The organism is Pseudomonas sp. 18058 (assembly GCF_902706155.1).
Lineage (GTDB): Bacteria > Pseudomonadota > Gammaproteobacteria > Pseudomonadales > Pseudomonadaceae > Aquipseudomonas > Aquipseudomonas rustica.
In genome coordinates, this window is record NZ_CACSJY010000032.1 from 39,593 (window position 1) to 57,373 (window position 17,781).

At 59.2% G+C, this 17,781-nt stretch carries 22 protein-coding genes and 1 riboswitch; of the genes, 13 read left to right on the plus strand and 9 right to left on the minus strand.

Annotated elements, in window-relative coordinates:
* The first annotated feature begins 134 nt into the window (after window positions 1–134).
* Complete coding sequence (locus GVL50_RS18035; RefSeq protein WP_159814628.1) at window positions 135–1,037, plus strand: TIGR01777 family oxidoreductase; 903 nt, start codon at window positions 135–137, stop codon at window positions 1,035–1,037.
* A gap of 13 nt (window positions 1,038–1,050) precedes the next feature.
* On the plus strand, window positions 1,051–2,076 hold the full coding sequence (gene hemH, locus GVL50_RS18040) for a ferrochelatase (protein ID WP_159814629.1): 1,026 nt from the start codon (window positions 1,051–1,053) through the stop codon (window positions 2,074–2,076).
* Window positions 2,077–2,226: 150 nt separating this feature from the next.
* Here the strand turns inward: hemH and GVL50_RS18045 are convergent, their stop codons facing one another.
* The gene (locus GVL50_RS18045) at window positions 2,227–3,501 is read right to left on the minus strand and encodes a uracil-xanthine permease family protein (RefSeq protein WP_008086144.1); all 1,275 of its coding nucleotides are present in this window, start codon (window positions 3,499–3,501) and stop codon (window positions 2,227–2,229) included.
* A gap of 2 nt (window positions 3,502–3,503) precedes the next feature.
* Window positions 3,504–4,142 carry a uracil phosphoribosyltransferase gene (gene upp / locus GVL50_RS18050; protein ID WP_007912842.1) on the minus strand — a complete coding sequence of 213 codons (639 nt, stop codon included), beginning with the start codon at window positions 4,140–4,142 and terminating at the stop codon, window positions 3,504–3,506.
* A 162-nt stretch (window positions 4,143–4,304) separates the two neighbouring features.
* Between upp and GVL50_RS18055 the strand changes: the two genes are divergently transcribed.
* From GVL50_RS18055 to GVL50_RS18065, 3 genes are all read left to right on the plus strand, one after another.
* Window positions 4,305–4,862: a hypoxanthine-guanine phosphoribosyltransferase gene (locus tag GVL50_RS18055; RefSeq protein WP_159814630.1), complete on the plus strand. Its 558-nt coding sequence runs from the start codon at window positions 4,305–4,307 to the stop codon at window positions 4,860–4,862.
* A 179-nt stretch (window positions 4,863–5,041) separates the two neighbouring features.
* Window positions 5,042–5,521: a hypothetical protein gene (locus tag GVL50_RS18060; RefSeq protein WP_053123718.1), complete on the plus strand. Its 480-nt coding sequence runs from the start codon at window positions 5,042–5,044 to the stop codon at window positions 5,519–5,521.
* A gap of 63 nt (window positions 5,522–5,584) precedes the next feature.
* The gene (locus tag GVL50_RS18065) at window positions 5,585–5,872 is read left to right on the plus strand and encodes a PA4642 family protein (RefSeq protein ID WP_053123715.1); all 288 of its coding nucleotides are present in this window, start codon (window positions 5,585–5,587) and stop codon (window positions 5,870–5,872) included.
* A gap of 151 nt (window positions 5,873–6,023) precedes the next feature.
* Here GVL50_RS18065 and mqo read toward each other — a convergent pair whose 3' ends face one another.
* The gene (gene mqo, locus GVL50_RS18070) at window positions 6,024–7,532 is read right to left on the minus strand and encodes a malate dehydrogenase (quinone) (RefSeq protein WP_159814631.1); all 1,509 of its coding nucleotides are present in this window, start codon (window positions 7,530–7,532) and stop codon (window positions 6,024–6,026) included.
* 403 nt (window positions 7,533–7,935) lie between these two features.
* Between mqo and GVL50_RS18075 the strand changes: the two genes are divergently transcribed.
* Window positions 7,936–8,172 carry a hypothetical protein gene (locus GVL50_RS18075; RefSeq protein ID WP_156316182.1) on the plus strand — a complete coding sequence of 79 codons (237 nt, stop codon included), beginning with the start codon at window positions 7,936–7,938 and terminating at the stop codon, window positions 8,170–8,172.
* A gap of 69 nt (window positions 8,173–8,241) precedes the next feature.
* Here the strand turns inward: GVL50_RS18075 and GVL50_RS18080 are convergent, their stop codons facing one another.
* A complete protein-coding gene (locus GVL50_RS18080) occupies window positions 8,242–8,475 on the minus strand; it encodes a hypothetical protein (protein ID WP_053123709.1) in 234 nt (77 codons plus the stop codon).
* 205 nt (window positions 8,476–8,680) lie between these two features.
* Here GVL50_RS18080 and GVL50_RS18085 point away from each other — a divergent pair, with 205 nt between their 5' ends.
* On the plus strand, window positions 8,681–9,265 hold the full coding sequence (locus tag GVL50_RS18085; protein ID WP_008086137.1) for a YajG family lipoprotein: 585 nt from the start codon (window positions 8,681–8,683) through the stop codon (window positions 9,263–9,265).
* Window positions 9,266–9,532: 267 nt separating this feature from the next.
* Here GVL50_RS18085 and GVL50_RS18090 read toward each other — a convergent pair whose 3' ends face one another.
* Complete coding sequence (locus GVL50_RS18090; protein ID WP_027612213.1) at window positions 9,533–9,739, minus strand: hypothetical protein; 207 nt, start codon at window positions 9,737–9,739, stop codon at window positions 9,533–9,535.
* A gap of 193 nt (window positions 9,740–9,932) precedes the next feature.
* Between GVL50_RS18090 and GVL50_RS18095 the strand changes: the two genes are divergently transcribed.
* On the plus strand, window positions 9,933–10,211 hold the full coding sequence (locus GVL50_RS18095; RefSeq protein ID WP_053123707.1) for a hypothetical protein: 279 nt from the start codon (window positions 9,933–9,935) through the stop codon (window positions 10,209–10,211).
* A gap of 90 nt (window positions 10,212–10,301) precedes the next feature.
* On the opposite strand, the gene GVL50_RS18100 is transcribed toward GVL50_RS18095, so the two are convergent.
* Window positions 10,302–11,465, minus strand: coding sequence for a 1-acyl-sn-glycerol-3-phosphate acyltransferase (locus tag GVL50_RS18100; protein WP_178124204.1), 1,164 nt, complete (start codon window positions 11,463–11,465; stop codon window positions 10,302–10,304).
* Between the two features lie 142 nt (window positions 11,466–11,607).
* Here GVL50_RS18100 and GVL50_RS18105 point away from each other — a divergent pair, with 142 nt between their 5' ends.
* From GVL50_RS18105 to GVL50_RS18120, 4 genes are all read left to right on the plus strand, one after another.
* Window positions 11,608–11,790 carry a CPXCG motif-containing cysteine-rich protein gene (locus tag GVL50_RS18105; RefSeq protein WP_053123703.1) on the plus strand — a complete coding sequence of 61 codons (183 nt, stop codon included), beginning with the start codon at window positions 11,608–11,610 and terminating at the stop codon, window positions 11,788–11,790.
* A gap of 9 nt (window positions 11,791–11,799) precedes the next feature.
* A complete protein-coding gene (locus tag GVL50_RS18110; protein ID WP_025109321.1) occupies window positions 11,800–12,060 on the plus strand; it encodes a putative signal transducing protein in 261 nt (86 codons plus the stop codon).
* 35 nt (window positions 12,061–12,095) lie between these two features.
* Window positions 12,096–12,719 (plus strand): SOS response-associated peptidase, encoded by a 624-nt coding sequence (locus tag GVL50_RS18115; protein WP_159814633.1) that lies wholly within the window; start codon window positions 12,096–12,098, stop codon window positions 12,717–12,719.
* A gap of 307 nt (window positions 12,720–13,026) precedes the next feature.
* Window positions 13,027–13,845 (plus strand): M48 family metallopeptidase, encoded by an 819-nt coding sequence (locus GVL50_RS18120; protein ID WP_159814634.1) that lies wholly within the window; start codon window positions 13,027–13,029, stop codon window positions 13,843–13,845.
* A 123-nt stretch (window positions 13,846–13,968) separates the two neighbouring features.
* Here the strand turns inward: GVL50_RS18120 and GVL50_RS18125 are convergent, their stop codons facing one another.
* The 3 genes from GVL50_RS18125 to GVL50_RS18135 form a co-directional block, all read right to left on the minus strand.
* The gene (locus GVL50_RS18125) at window positions 13,969–14,553 is read right to left on the minus strand and encodes a TMEM165/GDT1 family protein (RefSeq protein ID WP_053123696.1); all 585 of its coding nucleotides are present in this window, start codon (window positions 14,551–14,553) and stop codon (window positions 13,969–13,971) included.
* Window positions 14,554–14,642: 89 nt separating this feature from the next.
* Window positions 14,643–14,765: riboswitch (yybP-ykoY riboswitch) on the minus strand.
* A gap of 51 nt (window positions 14,766–14,816) precedes the next feature.
* Window positions 14,817–15,815, minus strand: coding sequence for a class I SAM-dependent methyltransferase (locus GVL50_RS18130; RefSeq protein ID WP_159814635.1), 999 nt, complete (start codon window positions 15,813–15,815; stop codon window positions 14,817–14,819).
* Window positions 15,816–15,847: 32 nt separating this feature from the next.
* Window positions 15,848–16,813 (minus strand): 2-hydroxyacid dehydrogenase, encoded by a 966-nt coding sequence (locus GVL50_RS18135; RefSeq protein WP_159814636.1) that lies wholly within the window; start codon window positions 16,811–16,813, stop codon window positions 15,848–15,850.
* Window positions 16,814–17,057: 244 nt separating this feature from the next.
* Between GVL50_RS18135 and GVL50_RS18140 the strand changes: the two genes are divergently transcribed.
* Window positions 17,058–17,687, plus strand: coding sequence for a LysE family translocator (locus tag GVL50_RS18140; RefSeq protein WP_159814637.1), 630 nt, complete (start codon window positions 17,058–17,060; stop codon window positions 17,685–17,687).
* The last annotated feature ends 94 nt before the right edge of the window (window positions 17,688–17,781 follow it).

Here is a 17,781-nt window from a genome sequence, read left to right on the forward strand (position 1 = left end):
CTGGTATAACTTCTAGCGTTCTCGTTCTGACAGCTTGGCCTATGGTTAAACAATAGAGCCTGCCCGATAGAAAAGATCCCTGCTTTTAAAAATAGACTAGTGATCCGGGTTAAACGCCACGCGAGGAAGATGTCATGCACATATTGCTGACCGGCGGTACTGGTTTGATCGGCCGACAACTCTGCCGACACTGGTCCGCGCAGGGTCATCGTCTGACGGTCTGGAGCCGCACGCCGGAAAAAGTCGCGAAAATTTGCGGCGCACAGGTGCGTGGCATCGCTCGTCTCGAAGACGTGGGTGATGAGCCGTTAGACGCGATCATCAACCTCGCTGGCGCGCCGATTGCCGATCAGCCGTGGACGCATCGGCGCAAGGCGTTGCTGTGGAGCAGTCGCATCACGCTGACGGAAACCTTGCTGGCGTGGCTCGAAACCCGCGCGCAGAAACCGGCGCTGTTGATTTCCGGCTCGGCGATCGGCTGGTACGGCGATGGCGGCGAACGTGAGCTGACGGAAGAATCGCCGCCGGTGATCGACGATTTCGCCAGTCAGCTGTGCATCGCTTGGGAAGAAACCGCGCAACGTGCCGAAGCGCTGGGTATTCGCGTGGTGCTGGTGCGAACCGGTCTGGTGCTGTCGGCCGAGGGCGGCTTTTTGTCGCGGCTGCTGTTTCCGTTCAAGCTTGGGCTGGGCGGGCCTTTGGGCAACGGTCGGCAATGGATGCCGTGGATTCATATCGATGATCAAATCGCCCTGATTGATTTTCTTCTGCACCGCGAGCAGGCCAGTGGTCCTTATAATGCGTGCGCGCCGCAACCTGTGCGCAATCGCGAATTTGCCAAAACCCTGGGCAGCGTATTGCACCGCCCGGCGTTTATGCCGATGCCGACCCTGGCACTGAAGGTTGGTCTCGGCGAGATGTCTTTGTTGTTGCTCGGCGGCCAAAAGGCTACGCCGGCACGCTTGCTGGAAGCGGGTTTCACTTTCCAGTTCACGGAATTACGCGCGGCTTTGGATGATCTCTCCAGCCGCCTCTGAAATAGGACGTTGCATGACCGATCACGCCTTGCTTCTGGTCAACCTGGGCTCCCCGGCCTCCACTTCGGTGGCCGATGTGCGCAGTTACCTCAATCAGTTTTTGATGGATCCGTACGTGATCGACCTGCCATGGCCGGTTCGGCGGTTGCTGGTGTCGCTGATCCTGATCAAACGCCCGGAGCAGTCAGCCCATGCCTACGCGTCGATCTGGTGGGAGGAGGGCTCGCCACTGGTGGTGCTCAGCCAACGCCTGCAACAGCAGATGAAGGCGCAGTGGACGCAAGGGCCGGTTGAACTGGCGATGCGCTACGGCGAGCCGTCGATTGAATCCTGCTTGCTGAAGCTGGTTGTTGCTGGGCACAGGCGCATCACGCTGGCGCCGCTGTATCCGCAGTTCGCCGACAGCACCACAACCACCGTGATCGAAGAAGCCAAACGGGTGATTCGTGAGAAGAAGTTGAATGTGCAATTGTCGGTGCTGCAACCGTTCTACGATCAGCCGGAATACCTCGACGCGCTGGTTGAAAGTGCCAAGCCGCATCTGCTGCAGGATTACGATCACTTGCTGCTGAGCTTTCATGGCTTGCCGGAGCGGCACCTGACCAAGCTCGACCCGACGGGCAATCATTGTTTCAAGAACGAAGACTGCTGCAAGAACGCTTCGCCGGCGGTATTGGCCACCTGTTATCGCGCGCAATGCTTGCGCACCGCCGCGCTGTTTGCCGAGCGCATGGGATTGGCGGACGGCAAGTGGTCGGTGTCGTTTCAGTCGCGGTTGGGCAAGGCAAAGTGGATCGAGCCGTACACCGAAGCGCGGCTGGATGAATTGGGTAAAAGCGGCGTGAAGAAGTTGCTGGTGATGTGCCCGGCGTTTGTCGCTGACTGCATCGAGACGCTGGAAGAGATTGGTGATCGCGGCAAGGAACAGTTCCGCGAAGCGGGAGGCGAGGAGTTGGTTTTGGTGCCGTGCCTGAATGACGACCCGCAATGGGCGAAGGCGTTGGCGACCCTCTGTGAAAGAGCACCGTTGGCCCTTTAAAAGCCAAAAGCTTCGCGAGCAAGCCCGCTCCCACATGATCGTTCCCACGCTCCGCGTGGGAATGCAGCCCGTGACGCTCCGCGTCACTGGACGCGGAGCGTCCCTAGAGACATTCCCACGCAGAGCGTGGGAACGATCAGATCTAAAAGTTTAGATCAGCGGCTCATCCGCCTTCTTGTTCTTCCAGCCATCATTGCCCGGCAGGATCAGGTTCAGCGCAATCGCCACCACCGCGCACAGCGCGATGCCTTTGAGGCCGAAGTCGTCCGGGCCAGTGCCAGTACCGACCAGCACACCGCCAATCCCGAACACCAACGTCACCGAGACAATCACCAGATTGCGTGCCTCGCCCAAATCGATCTTGTGACGGATCAGGGTGTTCATGCCCACCGCCGCGATCGAACCGAACAACAGGCACAGAATCCCGCCCATCACCGGCACCGGAATGCTTTGCAGCAGCGCGCCGAACTTGCCGATGAACGCCAGGGTGATGGCGAAAACCGCCGCCCAGGTCATGATTTTCGGGTTGTAGTTCTTGGTCAGCATCACCGCGCCAGTCACTTCGGCGTAGGTGGTATTCGGCGGACCGCCAAACAGACCGGCGGCGGTGGTGGCAATGCCGTCACCGAGCAAGGTGCGATGCAGGCCCGGCTTCTTCAGATAGTCGCGACCGGTCACGCTACCCACAGCAATCACGCCGCCGATGTGTTCGATGGCCGGGGCCAAGGCCACCGGAACGATGAACAGAATCGCCTGCCAGTTGAACTCCGGCGCGGTGAAGTGCGGAATCGCAAACCATGGCGCAGCGGCAATCTTCGCGGTGTCGACCACGCCGAAATAGAACGACATGGCAAAACCGACCAGCACACCGGAAATGATCGGCACCAAGCGGAAGATGCCTTTACCGAACACCGCCACGATCAACGTGGTCAGCAGCGCCGGCATCGAGATCAGCATCGCGGTCTGGTAGTGGATCAGTTCGGAACCGTCGCCAGCCTTGCCCATTGCCATGTTCGCGGCAATCGGCGCCATGGCCAGGCCGATGGAGATGATCACCGGGCCAATCACTACCGGCGGCAGCAAACGGTCAATGAAGCCCGTGCCTTTGATCTTCACGGCCAGGCCCAGGAAGGTGTAGACGAAACCGGCCGCCATCACACCGCCCATGGTCGCGGCGAGGCCGAACTGGCCCTTGGCGAGAATGATCGGAGTAATGAAAGCGAAGCTCGACGCCAGAAACACCGGCACCTGACGCCCGGTGACGATCTGGAACAGGATCGTCCCTAAACCCGCGGTAAACAGTGCCACGTTCGGGTCGAGGCCCGTGATCAGCGGCATCAGCACCAAAGCGCCGAAAGCCACGAACAGCATCTGGGCGCCGGACAGCACCGTGCGCCAGAGCGGATCGTTGAACTCTTGCTGCATGGTTACGCGTCCTTCTGCTTGGTGCCGAAGATCTTGTCACCGGCGTCGCCAAGCCCAGGGATGATGTAACCGTGTTCGTTCAAACGCTCATCGATGGACGCGGTGTAGATGGTCACGTCCGGGTGAGCCTTCTCGACGGCAGCAATGCCTTCCGGCGCGGCAACCAGCACCATCGCGCGGATGTCTTTGCAGCCGGCCTTTTTCAACAGGTCGATGGTCGCAACCATCGAGCTGCCAGTGGCGAGCATCGGGTCGATGATCATCGCCAACCGTTCGTCGATTTCCGGAACCAGTTTTTCCAGATAGGTGTGCGCTTGCAGGGTTTCTTCGTTGCGGGCGACACCCACGGCGGAAACCTTGGCACCCGGGATCAGGCTCAGCACGCCTTCAAGCATGCCGATGCCGGCGCGCAGGATCGGCACGACGGTGATCTTCTTGCCGGCGATCTTCTCGACCGACACGGTGCCGCACCAGCCTGCAATATCGTAGGACTCCAGCGGCAAATCTTTTGTAGCTTCATAGGTCAACAGGGCGCCGACTTCCTGAGCAAGCTCACGGAAGTTCTTGGTGCTGATATCGGCGCGGCGCATCAGGCCGAGTTTATGACGGATCAGCGGATGGCGGATCTCGAGGATGGGCATGGAAAAACTCCGGCGGCGGGCAAAAAAACCGGCCTAGATTAATCTATCCGAGGGTGATGTCCTATAGGACATACAGTACGTTAGTCCACAAATGCTTGATTCGACCTCGCGGGATGCGTACCTTTGCCCGCTTTTCCGAAATCGAACCCCCTGGAGAGCGCCATGTCCGCTGATCTCGAGCATATCCGTCAAGTCATGCGAGAGGCTGACTGCCTGTACACCGAAGCTGAAGTCGAGGCGGCCATCGCCCGTGTCGGTGCACAAATCAACGAACAACTGGCTGACAGCAACCCTGTGGTGTTCTGCGTGATGAACGGCGGCCTGATCTTTTCCGGCAAATTGCTGACGCATCTGCACTTCCCGCTGGAAGCGTCCTACCTGCACGCAACCCGTTATCGCAACGAAACCAGCGGCGGCGACCTGTTCTGGAAAGCCAAGCCGGAAGTCTCGTTCATCGACCGCGACGTGCTGATCATCGACGACATCCTCGACGAAGGTCACACCCTCGGCGCGATCATCGACTTCTGCAAACACGCCGGCGCGCGCAAAGTGCACACCGCTGTGCTGATCGACAAGGATCACGACCGCAAGGCGCGTCCTGACCTGAAAGCCGATTTCGTCGGCTTGCCGTGCATCGACCGTTATATCTTCGGTTACGGCATGGACTACAAAGGCTACTGGCGCAACGCCAACGGGATTTTTGCCGTTAAAGGCATGTAATTTACGCCCCGATCCAGTGTGGGAGCGGGCTTGCTCGCGAAAGCGGTGTATCAGTCGACATTTGTTTTGAATGTCAGGTCGCCTTCGCGAGCAAGCCCGCTCCCACAGTAGTTTTGTGTGTGCTGATCCATTCGCGATACCCATGCTAGAGTGCTCGGCCCCGCCCTCCGGAGCCTGTCATGAGCCTCTTGATCCGCAGCCTCGCCGCGCTTTTCCTGATCTTCAGCCTGCCTCTGTCCGCCGCACCGATGCACAGTCAATTCCTGCCGCCGGACGATCTGACCGTGCGCGATGCCGAGCCCGAGCAACAGCAACTCATGCAGGTCACCGATTATTCCGTGGTGGTGGGCGCGCAACGTCAATCCAATCAGCAACCGATTCCGGTCACGTCACCGCTGCTGATCCGCCTCAAGGGCAAATCCCTGAACAAAGGTGCGACCATCACGCAGGTGCTGGTCAATTTTGACGGCGAAAGCAAAAGCCTGAAAAAGCCGATCTACGACGACAAAAGCAAAACCCTGACGTTGTTTTATCCGCTGGCCCAGTACCGCGTGATCATTGATCTGCTGCGCAATGACACCGTGTATGTGCAGTTCCTCAGTTACGCCAACGGCCACATCTGGGCCGATTTGCACACCGGCAGCACGCGTTCGCGTTGAGCCCGGCGGCAGGGCAGGGGTAAACTGCCCGCCCCGTGTAATGTCTGCGAGCTGGAGTCGGCAATGCGTAAAGATAAGAAACAAGTGATTGGTGACGAGATCGGCGATGAGCAGATCAAGCTGTTCCTCGATTTTGAACCGGTCGACGCCACTTCGCCGTCGCTGCACAAACTGATCAAGGCCTACCGTGGTCTGCGTATCGACGACTTCGAACGCTTCCTGGGTTTCTTCGTTGAGGCCGGTTATGACGTTGATGGCAAGGACGAGCAGGGCAAGACCTTTGTTGAGCTGATCGCCGATCAGCGTAATGCTCCGGACTACATCGAACTGATCGAAAAGTCCCGCGGTTAAGGTCAAAAGATCGCAGCCTGCGGCAGCTCCTACATGGGATTTATGGTGACTGTGTAGGAGCTGCCGAAGGCTCGGGCCGCGATCGGACGATCTTTTGCTTTTCAAGGCCATAAAAAAACGCCCCGATCGGGGCGTTTTTTATGCCGCAAGATCAAGCGTAGCTTGGTGTCTCGCTGCTTTCTTCAACCAGTTCCAGCGCGATGTTGTTCTGCGTGTTGACCTTGCGATACAGCGCAGCATCGGTTTCCAGCACCTTTTCACGGGCCGGGAAGATCTCGGCGAGTTTCGCCGCCCACTCACCCTTGGCCTGATTCGGGAAGCACTTCTCGATCAGTTCCAGCATGATCGAAACGGTCACCGAAGCGCCTGGCGAAGCGCCGAGCAGCGCGGCCAACGAACCGTCCTTGGCCGACACCAGTTCGGTCCCGAACTGCAGGATGCCACCCTTTTTCGGGTCTTTCTTGATGATCTGCACCCGTTGGCCAGCCACTTCCAGACGCCAGTCTTCGGCTTTCGCTTGCGGGTAGAAACGGCGCAGGGAATCCAGACGCTGTTCCATCGATTGCATCACTTCGCTGACCAGGTACTTGGTCAGATCCATGTTGTTTTTCGCCACGGCCAGCATCGGCCCGATGTTGCCGGCGCGTACCGACAGCGGCAGGTCCATGAAGGAACCGTGCTTGAGGAACTTGGTGGTGAAACCGGCGTATGGCCCGAACAACAGGGATTTCTTGCCGTCGACTACGCGGGTATCCAAGTGCGGCACCGACATCGGTGGCGAACCCACAGCGGCCTGGCTGTAAACCTTGGCCTGGTGCTGTTTGACCACTTCCGGGTTGTCGCAACGCAGCCACTGGCCGCTGATCGGGAAGCCGCCGAAGCCTTTGCTTTCTTCGATGCCCGAAGCCTGCAGCAACGGCAGCGCCGCGCCACCGGCGCCGAGGAAAACGAATTTGGCATCGACTTCACGGGTGTTGCCGTTGTTGACGTCTTTGATGCTGACGGTCCAGCCGCTGCCGTTACGCTTGAGACCAGTCACGCGCTTGCAGTATTTGACCTGAGTGTCGGGAGCGCTGGTCAGGTGCTTGAGCAACTGATTGGTCAGCGCGCCGAAGTTGACGTCGGTGCCGTTCATCACGCGGGTGGCAGCGAGGACTTCGTCCGGCGAGCGGCCCGGCATCATCAGCGGCATCCACTCGGCCATTTTGGCCTTGTCTTCGGTGTATTCCATGTCGGCGAAGGCGTGGTGCTTGTGCAGCACGTCAAAGCGTTCTTTGAGGAACGACACGCCGGAATCACCCTGCACGAAGCTCAGGTGCGGTACCGGGCTGATGAACGATTTGCACGAGCCGAAGGTGCCTTTCTTGGTCAGGTACGACCAGAACTGCTTCGACACCTCGAACTGGGTGTTGATGTGCACGGCTTTCTTGATGTCGACGGTGCCATCGGAGGCCTGCGGCGTGTAATTCAGCTCGCACAGACCAGCGTGACCGGTACCGGCGTTGTTCCACGGGTTGGAACTCTCCGCAGCACCGGAATCCATCAGCTCGACGACTTCCAGCTTGATCGCGGGGTCGAGCTCTTTGAGCAGTACGGCGAGGGTGGCACTCATGATGCCGGCCCCAACCAATACTACGTCGACTGCTTCGTTATGCGCCATTTAACGCGTCTCCAAAATCTGCAGCACCAAATTGTCGGCATGGCTGCCAGGCGTTCCAAGACAGATCAATTGTGTCCAGGCTATCCGTGGTCAGGTTCGCCATGTCCGAATCTTCGCAATTTTTCGCAACTTCGACGGATGCATGCGGCCTGGCTTTCAAGAGCTCCATGAACTCATTTCAGCACGCAGCTGGCAATTCGACTTATGGTCGAGACATCCGTTTTTGTGCAACCAAATCCGTAGCGGACAGGCTTCAGGCTCCGATATTCGAGGTATACCCGGTCCTGTGTCGTTGGGCTGTTCCAGACGCTAATGGTGCATGTTCAGACGCAAAACTATTCATTTGCTCGCCACACTCTTGTGAAGTTGTGAAAACCCGTTTTTTTCACGCTCTTTTGAAGACGTGAACCTCAAAAAAGGGCTGTCTTGGCTTGGCACCTTGCCCGAGGGCAAAAACAACGCGGCGGCCGAGCGTCATGACAGCTCTGCAGATTCGCGAAAAGCGGGGTTTTTGCCGGAAGAACAGGCAAGCGCGCCAACTTCACTCGATCTGTGTGGGCGGCTCTCTGTGGGCGATTTTGATGTCGATGCGATGCGCATTGACGCTGTTGCGGGGCCCGATCAGGAGACGTCCTTATAATCGGGGGGAGATTGTATCGAAGAAATGCGGGGAGTTGGTCGTGTTTAATGACTTTTATTAGGCATCCGGTCAGATGCTCAACATCGCCTGAGCGCGTGCACGAGGCTGCGGCGCTATGACGCGGGCGCTGGCGGGCAATGGGTGGTGCAACCAGTTGAGACGAATTTCTTCGATTTCCACCCAACCGTCACCCATCGGTTGCAGGCTGCACTGCTTGAATGCCTGACAATGGCCGTTGCGGTCGAGCAGGGCAAAGCTGCGGTGCAACGGGCGTGGCGCAAACAACGAGATCAAATAACGCATGGCCGATTACCTTGCTGGAGGACTTGTTTGAAGGTTGCCAGCAGGGCGTGACGTCAACATGTACGGCAGATGACAGCGGCGTGACAGGAACCGGCCTGCCACGGCTGTGTCAGACATTTCAGTATTCACCGTGTGACGCTGGTGACCCGCAGTGGCCCACCGCTATACTGCCGGCCTGTTTGTGCCTGATTCTGGAGAGAAGAGCATGTTGCAACGCCTGTTGTTCGGTTTGATCACTGTGGCCGGTTTGACCCTGGCCGGCTGCGCCCACAGCCCGCAACAACTGAATCCGGAGCCGAAGCTGACCACGCAGTTGCCAGCGGTCGGCCGTGGTCAACCCGTTGTCGTGCGTGTGGTTGACGGGCGTCCGTCGCCAACCCTCGGCACCCGTGGCGGCCTGTACCCGGAAACCAGCGCCATCACCGTGCAGCGCGAGCAGATCCTGCCGAAGCTGCAGGCTCAGGCTGAAGCCGCCGTGCGTCTGTTGGGCTTCACCCCGACCAACAACGCGCCGAATGCGCCGCAGCTGACCGTGACCCTGGCCGAGCTGAAATACCAGTCGCCGAAAGAAGGCATGTACGTGACTGAAGCGACCATCGGCGCGACCTTCCGCTCCGACGTGCAGAACGCCAACCGCCGTTACAGCGGCCGTTACGGCGCGTCGCTGGATCAGCGTTTCGGCATGGCGCCGAACCAAGAAACCAACACCAAACTGGTCAGCGACGTGTTGAGCGATGCGTTGACGCGTCTGTTCAAGGATCCGACCGTGGGTCAGGTGCTCGCTGAGTAAGCTTTCAGCGGATGTGAAAAAGCCCGGGGCCAGTGATGGTTCCGGGCTTTTTTGTGGGTGTCAGGTTCGGGACTTGTGGCGTATGGGAAATCGATCCCCCTCACCCCAGCCCTCTCCCCCAGGGGGGCGAGGGGAAAGGGAGCCGATCGGGGGCTTTTCAGAACCGGAGTTCAATTCGAGTTTTCAGGTCGATGTACCTCGACCAAACAACCCGGTCAATCCCCTCTCCCTCCGGGAGAGGGTTAGGGTGAGGGTGCTTTTGCTTTTTCAGGCAGCCTGCGAGTAAAAGTCGAGCACGCTAACCCCCGTCAACAAATCCGTCTCCGGTAAATCCGCATGCTGATGCCCGCCCAGCGCGCAATACACCAGCCAGTGGCGATCCTGAACATTGAAGGCAAGGCTGCCGACGAGGCTTTGCTGTTCGTCGGTCGGGGTGATGAGGTAGAGGCGATCCTGGTTTTCGGCGTGCAACATGACGCGTTCCCTGTCGGTTTCGAGGCGCGCATCTTGGTTTATCCACATGACGATGCCGTGACACAGGACAGCCATCGGTCGATTGTTACGTTATTTGTCGTAAAGGCTGGGGCAGGGGGCCAAGGTTTGGTTAGAATCCGCGCCGCGGTCGTCGGTCTGGCGCCTGCCACACCGGTTTAGATAGAGGTCTGTGATGTCGCTGCACTTGATGACGCTGTTTACCGCCCATCCCGCCAAATTGATCAACCTGCTGGCGCTGCTGTTGGCGTTCCCCGGCAGTTGGCTGCTGCACGCAACGCGCCGCCGCGAACAGCGCGCGATGGCCAGTATCGCCGCTCAGCGCAACGCGCAGCCGAACGCCGAGCCCATTCTTGATTGGGCGACCTTGCGCATGAACCGGTTTTTCTATCGATTTGGTTTTGCTTGCCTGGGGCTGGCACTGATCGTCTCGTGGATCAGCACGCGTTACTAAAAGCAAAAGATCGCAGCCTTCGGCAACTCCTACATGAATCCACTGTAGGAGCTGCCGAAGGCTGCGATCTTTTGATCTTGCTCTGAAAATTTAAAGCGGCAACCCGGCCTTAACGCGGAATTGGTTACGCACCGGCGTCGCATATTGCAGCAACAGATACGGACGGTGCTCTGCAGGGCACGCATCCAGCCGGCTCTGCCATTCTTCCTGCGCCTTGGCCAGTTCATCCGCCGCAAACACCTCGGCAGCCTTCGGCACATTCAACTGCGGATCCGCATCAGCCCACTGCGCGTACGCCAGGTAATGCACCGGGAATAACCGGTAGCCGCCGAGAATCTGCTTGTCCATCTCGACCGCCAATTGCTTGGTGTCTTCGAACAGCTCGGTGATCGGCGCAGCAAAGTTCACGTGCACGCGGCCCTTGTAGCCGGTGATGCCCTTGGCAATGCTCACGTCATCCTCGCCCGGCGCTTTCGCGTAGGTGCCGGTGGTGGCGCGGATGTACAGCTCGCGGGCCTTGGCCTGGTCGCACGGGTCGTATTCGTAACTGATCGACACCGGGGTGACGTTCAGTGAGCGAATGACTTCGCCGAACGGCTCATCCTTGCGGCTCATGTGGAACATCTTGAGGATCGCCGACTCGGTGCGATCATCGCCATCCTTCGCCCGACCTTCAGCCTGCGCGATCCAGATCGACGCGCAATCATTGCGGATCGAGTGGTTGATGTACGCCGACAACAGCTGATACGCGGCCATTTTCTCGCGACGGCCGGTGATCGAACGGTGAACGATAAAGCTCTTGTTCAAGCGCATCAGATCGCTGACAAACGGCTTTTGCAGCAGGTTGTCACCGATGGCGATGCGCGGCGTCGGCAGGCCGGCGTGGTACACGGCGTAGTTGACGAAGGCCGGATCCATGACGATGTCACGGTGGTTGGCGATGAACAGATAAGCGCTGCCGGACTTGAATTGCTCGACACCGGTGTAGGTCACACCATCGGTGGCGCGCTCGATGGTGTGGTCGACGTAGGACTCGACCTTGTCCTGCAACGTCGCCACCGAAGTCACGTCGGCGAACTCACGACGCAGCCGATGGGCTATAAGTGGTTTGAGCATCCAGCCGAAAGCACCGGCAAAACGCGGGAAGCGGAAGTGGGTGAGGATATCTAGAAACGCCTTGTCGCCGAGCAGTCTTGCCAGTACCACAGGTACTTCGCTGTCGTCGTAAGGTCGGATGGCATCGAATTCGCCCATCATGCTCTCTTGTTAGAAACGGCTAGGGTAAGTAAAGGTTTTGATCGAAAACCAACGGGGCACGGTCTGAAAAGTCAGCCAGACAAAAATAGCCCTGCAAATAGACCGGCGATTATACGCACAAGTCACTTGGGAGACCGCGATGCTGGAGAGCGCACTGTACGAATGTCCGTATTGTGGTGAGCAAGTTGAAACGACGGTGGATCTGTCCGGCGGTGATCAGACCTACATTGAGGACTGTCAGGTGTGTTGCCGGCCGATCACGTTCGTCTTGCAGGTACACGGAGAGGATTGGTTTCTGGAAGTCTTCAGCGAAAACGAGTGAGGCGCGCCCATGCAGCGAATCTACGAGCCGGAAAACCTGATGGAAGGCGAAATGCTCAAGGGCATGCTCGCCAGCGAAGGCATTGAGGCGCACCTGGTTGGCCGCGATTTGCTCGGCGGCACCGGTGAGCTGCCGATCTTCGGCTTGCTCGGGCTGTCGGTCGACAACGACCAGGCCGAATACGCCCGCGAGCTGATCACCGCGTACAATGCCGCGCTGCCGCTGCCCGGCGACGAACCGGAGAGCTTCCCCGGGACGCTGGTCTGTTAGGCTGACGATCGTTTTATTTAGAGTCTTGTTGCCCCATGTGTGGACGTTATGCCCTGTTTCGCTGGAACCGCGACTTTGCGACCCTGCCAGGTTTTCCCGCCGATCAACAGGCGCAGTGGAACATTTCCCCCAACGATTCGGTGTTGATGCTGCGTGCCGGTGACGCCGGCGAACGCACGCTGGCCCGCGCCCGCTGGGGGCTGACGCCGCCGTGGCTGACCGACCTGTCGAAAACACCCGCGCATGCCCGCGCGGAAACCGTGGCCGAACAGCCGATGTTCCGTGAGGCGCTGCGTCAGCGTCGCTGCCTGCTGCCGGCGAATGGTTTTTACGAATGGCGCGGGACTCAGCGCAAACGCCCGTACTGGCTGACGCCGGGGGAGGGCGCCTCGCTGTTTTTCGCGGCAATCTGGGAAGCGTATCCGGTGCAGGAACAGGTCTGGTTGAGTACGGCGGTGATTACGCAGTCGGCGTCGAGTCAGCGCCGACCGTTGATTCTGGATGAGGCGGGGCAGGCGGCGTGGCTGGATCCCGAGACGCCGTTGCATGTGTTGCAGGCGTTGCTGGCGAGTGAGCCGGCGGTGTTGCGGGAGCGGGTGTTGGCGAATCTGATCAATGATCCGAAGCTCAATGGGCCGGAGTGTTTGACGCCGGGTTGAGTTGTCTGGTCTATCAAGAGCCCCTCACCCTAACCCTCTCCCAGAGGGAGAGGGGACTGATCGGGGGATATTGACGCGATGCACCGACCTGAACCTTCTGTTTTGAATCCATAATCGCCACGCTTTCTCAGGTCGATGTATGGCGCAAGACAACTCGGTCAGTCCCCTCTCCCTCCGGGAGAGGGCTAGGGTGAGGGGCTTTTGAACTGTGGGACATGTCTGAAAGTCACTGCAACACGTCCGTTGTATCTGGCGTCGATACAATTACCCGCCTAGGATACCCGGCAGGTTTTCAGGGAGCTTTTGAATGAACAAGAGATTGGTTGTAAGTGCACTGTGCGCAGCGTTGTTGCTGGCCGGTTGTCAGTCGGTCAACACCACCAGCGGCGGCGCCGTGGGTGTAGAGCGCAAGCAGTACATGTTCAGCATGCTGTCCTCGCAAGAGGTCGACCAGATGTATGCCCAGTCGTATCAGAAGACCGTCGGCGAAGCGTCCACCAAAGGTGTGCTGGACAAGACCAGCAGCGACGCCAAACGCGTTCAGGCGATCGCCGACCGTTTGATCGCTCAGGCGCCGAACTTCCGCCCCGATGCGGCGCAATGGAAATGGGAAGTCAATCTGATCAAGAGTGACGAGCTCAACGCCAACTGTGGCCCCGGCGGCAAGATCATTTTCTACACCGGGCTGATCGACAGCCTGAAACTCACCGACGATGAAATCGCTGCTGTCATGGGCCATGAGATTGCCCACGCCTTGCGCGAGCATGGCCGTGAGGCGATGTCCAAGGCGTACGGGATTGAAATGGCCAAGCAGGGCGCGGGTGCGTTGCTCGGTCTGGGCCAAGACAGCCTGGCGCTGGCCGACACCGTGGCCAATTACGGCATGACGCTGCCGAACAGCCGCGCCAACGAAAACGAAGCTGACCTGATTGGCCTGGAACTGGCCGCCCGCGCCGGTTACAACCCGAATGCCGCGATCACCCTGTGGGACAAGATGAGCAAGGCCTCGGAAGGTTCACCACCGGAGTTCATGAGCACTCACCCGGCATCGGCTAGCCGGATTGCTTCGTTGCAGGCAGCGATTCCAAAGGTCATGCCGCTGTACGAACAAGCCCCGAAGTCCTGAGTCGGTGATCGTTCCCACGCTCTGCGTGGGAATGCCTCAAGGGACGCTCCGCGTTCCAATGGGACGCAGAGCGTCCCCGGCTGCATTCCCACGCAGAGCGTGGGAACGATCCTTCTCTCAGGGTTAAACCCAACCACTGCTCTGCATCGCTTTGTACACCGCGACAATTGCCAGAATCATGAACGCCGACGCCGCGAGGCGACGGATCAGGGTCAGTGGCAATTTGTCGGCGGCAAAGTTACCGGCCAATACCACCGGCACGTTGGCAATCAACATGCCCGCCGTCGTCCCGATAATCACCAGCCACAAGTCAGGGTATTGCGCGGCCAGCATCACCGTCGCGACCTGAGTCTTGTCACCCATTTCAGCCAGGAAGAACGCAATCAGCGTGGTCAGGAACGGCCCGAACTTGCGAGCCGTGCTGCTTTCATCGTCGTCCATTTTGTCTGGCACCAACGTCCACAGCGCCGTGGCCGTGAAGCTCGCGGCGAGGATCCAGTGCAGCGTCGCATTCGAGAAGAAACTGCCGAACCAGGCGCCTACCGCACCGGCTGCTGCGTGGTTGGCCAGGGTCGCGGCGACAATACCGGCAATGATCGGCCAGGGTTTGCGGAAGCGAGCGGCGAGAATCAGCGCGAGCAGTTGCGTCTTGTCGCCGATTTCGGCCAAGGCAACGATTGCGGTGGGAACGAGTAACGAGTCCAGCATCAGGATTTTCCTAAGGGGCGGGTCGACACGGCTATGACACGTACAGCCTTCCCGCCCCGGGTAAGGTGTGCGTGTCATAGGTCTTGTCAAACCCTGCGATCCGTCTGATGCGGACGCTTGGGTCGCATACGCCATGATCTGAGGATCAAGTATGTTGACGTATGCCGGACGAGCTTGGCGCTCGTGGGAGACTACTCCCCTAGGACGGAGCGGATTCTGCCTAGGCAAATCCGATTGAGCAAGCCTCTTTTTTGAAAGAAGTTCTAGCCGCGCTTGGCCCGGTAAATCCGGAAGCCATTGCCTTCGGCCTTGATCGCGCACACGCCCAGATGCTCTTCGATCAGCGGTTGATACTTGAGGAAACTGTTGGCAACCAGGCGCAGTTCACCTCCGTTTTTCAGATGTTTGGCCGCTTTTCGCAGCAAGTTTTCGGTGGCGAAGTAATCAGTGTGTACGCCTACATGAAACGGCGGATTGCTCAAAATTGCGCTCAAACCCATCGGCGCCGCATCGATGCCATCGCCCGTCAGCACCTCGGCCTCCAGACCGTTAGCGGCCAATGTCAGACGACTGCTGGCAGCGGCAAACGCGTCGACATCAAGCAACGTCACCTGATTATGCGGATAGCGACGCTTCACCGCCGCGCCCAACACACCCGCGCCACACCCAAAGTCGAGCAGATGGCCGCTTGGCAGTTTGTCCAGATGCTCCAGCAACAGGGCGCTGCCGCGATCAAGACGACCGTGGCTGAACACGCCCGGCAGGCTGATCACTTTCAACGGGCCTTCGGCCAGCGGCAATTCATAAGTCTGCGCGAGGCTTTCCAGCGATTTCGTTTCTGGCGCGTTGGCCACGGTGACTTGCCAGAGCTGGCAGTGACGCGCGCTGTCGAGTTTGCGCGGCTTGCCGAACGGATTGAGCTGTTTCGACGCGCCTTCGATGCCGCTGCGTTTTTCCCCGACCAGAAACACTTCTCGACCGGCCAGACGCGAGGCCACGGCGTTGAGAATGTAATCGGTCAGATCCTTGGACTTGGGCAAGAACACCACAGCGCTATCAAACTCACGCTCCGGAACATTCACGCCGAAATGGCTGCGACCTTCGAAGCGAGCGTCCAGCGCCGTTTGATCGCCGGCATGCCAGCACCAGCCGAAGGCGTTGGGCAAGCGCCCGAGCAGATCATCGGCGGGCAACCCGGCCAACAACAACGAACCTTGAAACAACTCGGGCTGACGAAGCAGTACTTCACTGCGCGGATCCATAACTGCTCCTCAAAAAAAAGTGCCGCAGTTTATCAACTGACGACCCGCAGCGCCTTACCGCTGAAGAACGCCTGAGCATTTTCGGTCAATTGACCGACGATGCGCTGGCGCGCTTCAACACTGCCCCAAGCGTTATGCGGCGTGACGATCAGGCGTGGAATGTCGGCGGCCAGCAGCGGATTGCCGTGGGTTGGCGGCTCGACGCTCAAGACATCAGTGGCCGCGCCGCCGAGGTGGCCATTACGCAGCGCATCGGCCAACGCCTGTTCATCGATCAAACCGCCACGCGCGGTGTTGACCACGAAGGCGCCGGGTTTCATCGACGCCAGTTCGCGGGCACCGATGAAGTGGCGGGTGTGCTCGTTGAGCGGGCAGTGCAGGGTGAGGGCGTCGATTTGCGGCAGCAGTTCCTCCAGCGGCAGACGATCCGGGCGGGCAGGGCGCCCGGGGATCTGCCCGAGCAACACGCGCATGCCGAAGGCTTCGGCCAGTCGCGCCACCGCGCCACCGAGTTCGCCGTGACCGAGCAAACCCAGGGTTTTGCCTTCCAGTTCAACAATCGGATAGTCGAGCAGGCAGAACTGTTTCGCCTGCTGCCAGCGACCTTCGCCGACGGCTTTCTGATAATCGGCCAGACGCGTGGCGAGGTTGAGCAGCAGCATGATCGTGTGTTGCGCCACCGACGGCGTGCCGTAACCCTGACAGTTGCACACAGTGATGCCGTGAGCGCGGGCGGCGGCGAGGTCGACGTTGTTGGTGCCGGTCGCGGTGATCAGGATCAGCTTCAAATCGGGGTTGGCAGCCATCGCGGCGGCGTCGATCAAAATCTTGTTGGAAATGGCCACGGTGGCGCCTTGCAGGCGTTCGCTGACTTGCTCGGGCAAGGTTTGGGCGAAGAGTTGCAGATCGCTGAAACATTCGCGCAACGGACTGAGGTCGAGGTCGCCAAGATCGAGCGACGGGTGATCAAGGAATACGGCGCGGCGCGTGTTCGTCATCAACTGTACCTTTTAGGCTTTGAGCGTTGGGCGTAATCTGCCGAGCCTACCAGATGAAACAATTGGTTACTCGATGCCTGAGATGCTCACAAAACCTGTAGGAGCCGAGCTTGCTCGCGAAGACGTGGTGTCAGAGAAATGGAAGTCGCCTGACACGCCCTCTTCGCGAGCAAGCTCGGCTCCTACAGGGACATGCGTCGCCCAGCGAGTCTAATTTTATCCGACCTGATTCAGAGGAGCCCCCATGTACTGGACCGAGTTCTTGACCGTTGCACTGATCCACCTGCTGGCCGTCGCCAGCCCCGGCCCGGACTTTGCCGTGGTGGTGCGCGAAAGCGTGACCCACGGGCGTCGCGCCGGCACCTGGACGGCACTCGGTGTCGGTACGGCGATTTTCCTCCACGTCGGTTATTCGCTGCTCGGCATCGGCCTAATCGTGTCGCAATCGATCGTGCTGTTTAACGCGTTGAAATGGGCTGCGGCGGCTTATCTGCTGTACATCGGCTTCAAGGCCTTGCGCGCGCAACCGGCGAAAACCGTCACCGACGATCTGCACAAAGAAGCCGGCGTACGCACGGCTCGCGGCGCGTTCACTTCGGGCTTCGTGACCAATGGCCTCAACCCGAAAGCCACGCTGTTCTTCCTGTCGCTGTTCACCGTGGTGATCAACCCGCACACGCCGCTGTCGGTGCAGGCCGGTTACGGGATTTATCTGGCGGTCGCGACGGCCGTGTGGTTTTGCCTGGTGGCGATGCTGTTCAGCCAACAACGTGTACGCGCCGGTTTTGCCCGCATGGGCCACTGGTTTGACCGCACCATGGGCGCGGTGCTGGTTGCTCTCGGCGTGAAAATCGCGTTTACCGAGATGCATTGATTGCAGAAACACCATTCAAAACTGTGGGAGCGAGCTTGCTCGCGAAGGCGTCGGATCAGTCGATATCACAGGTGACTGGAAGATTGCTTTCGCG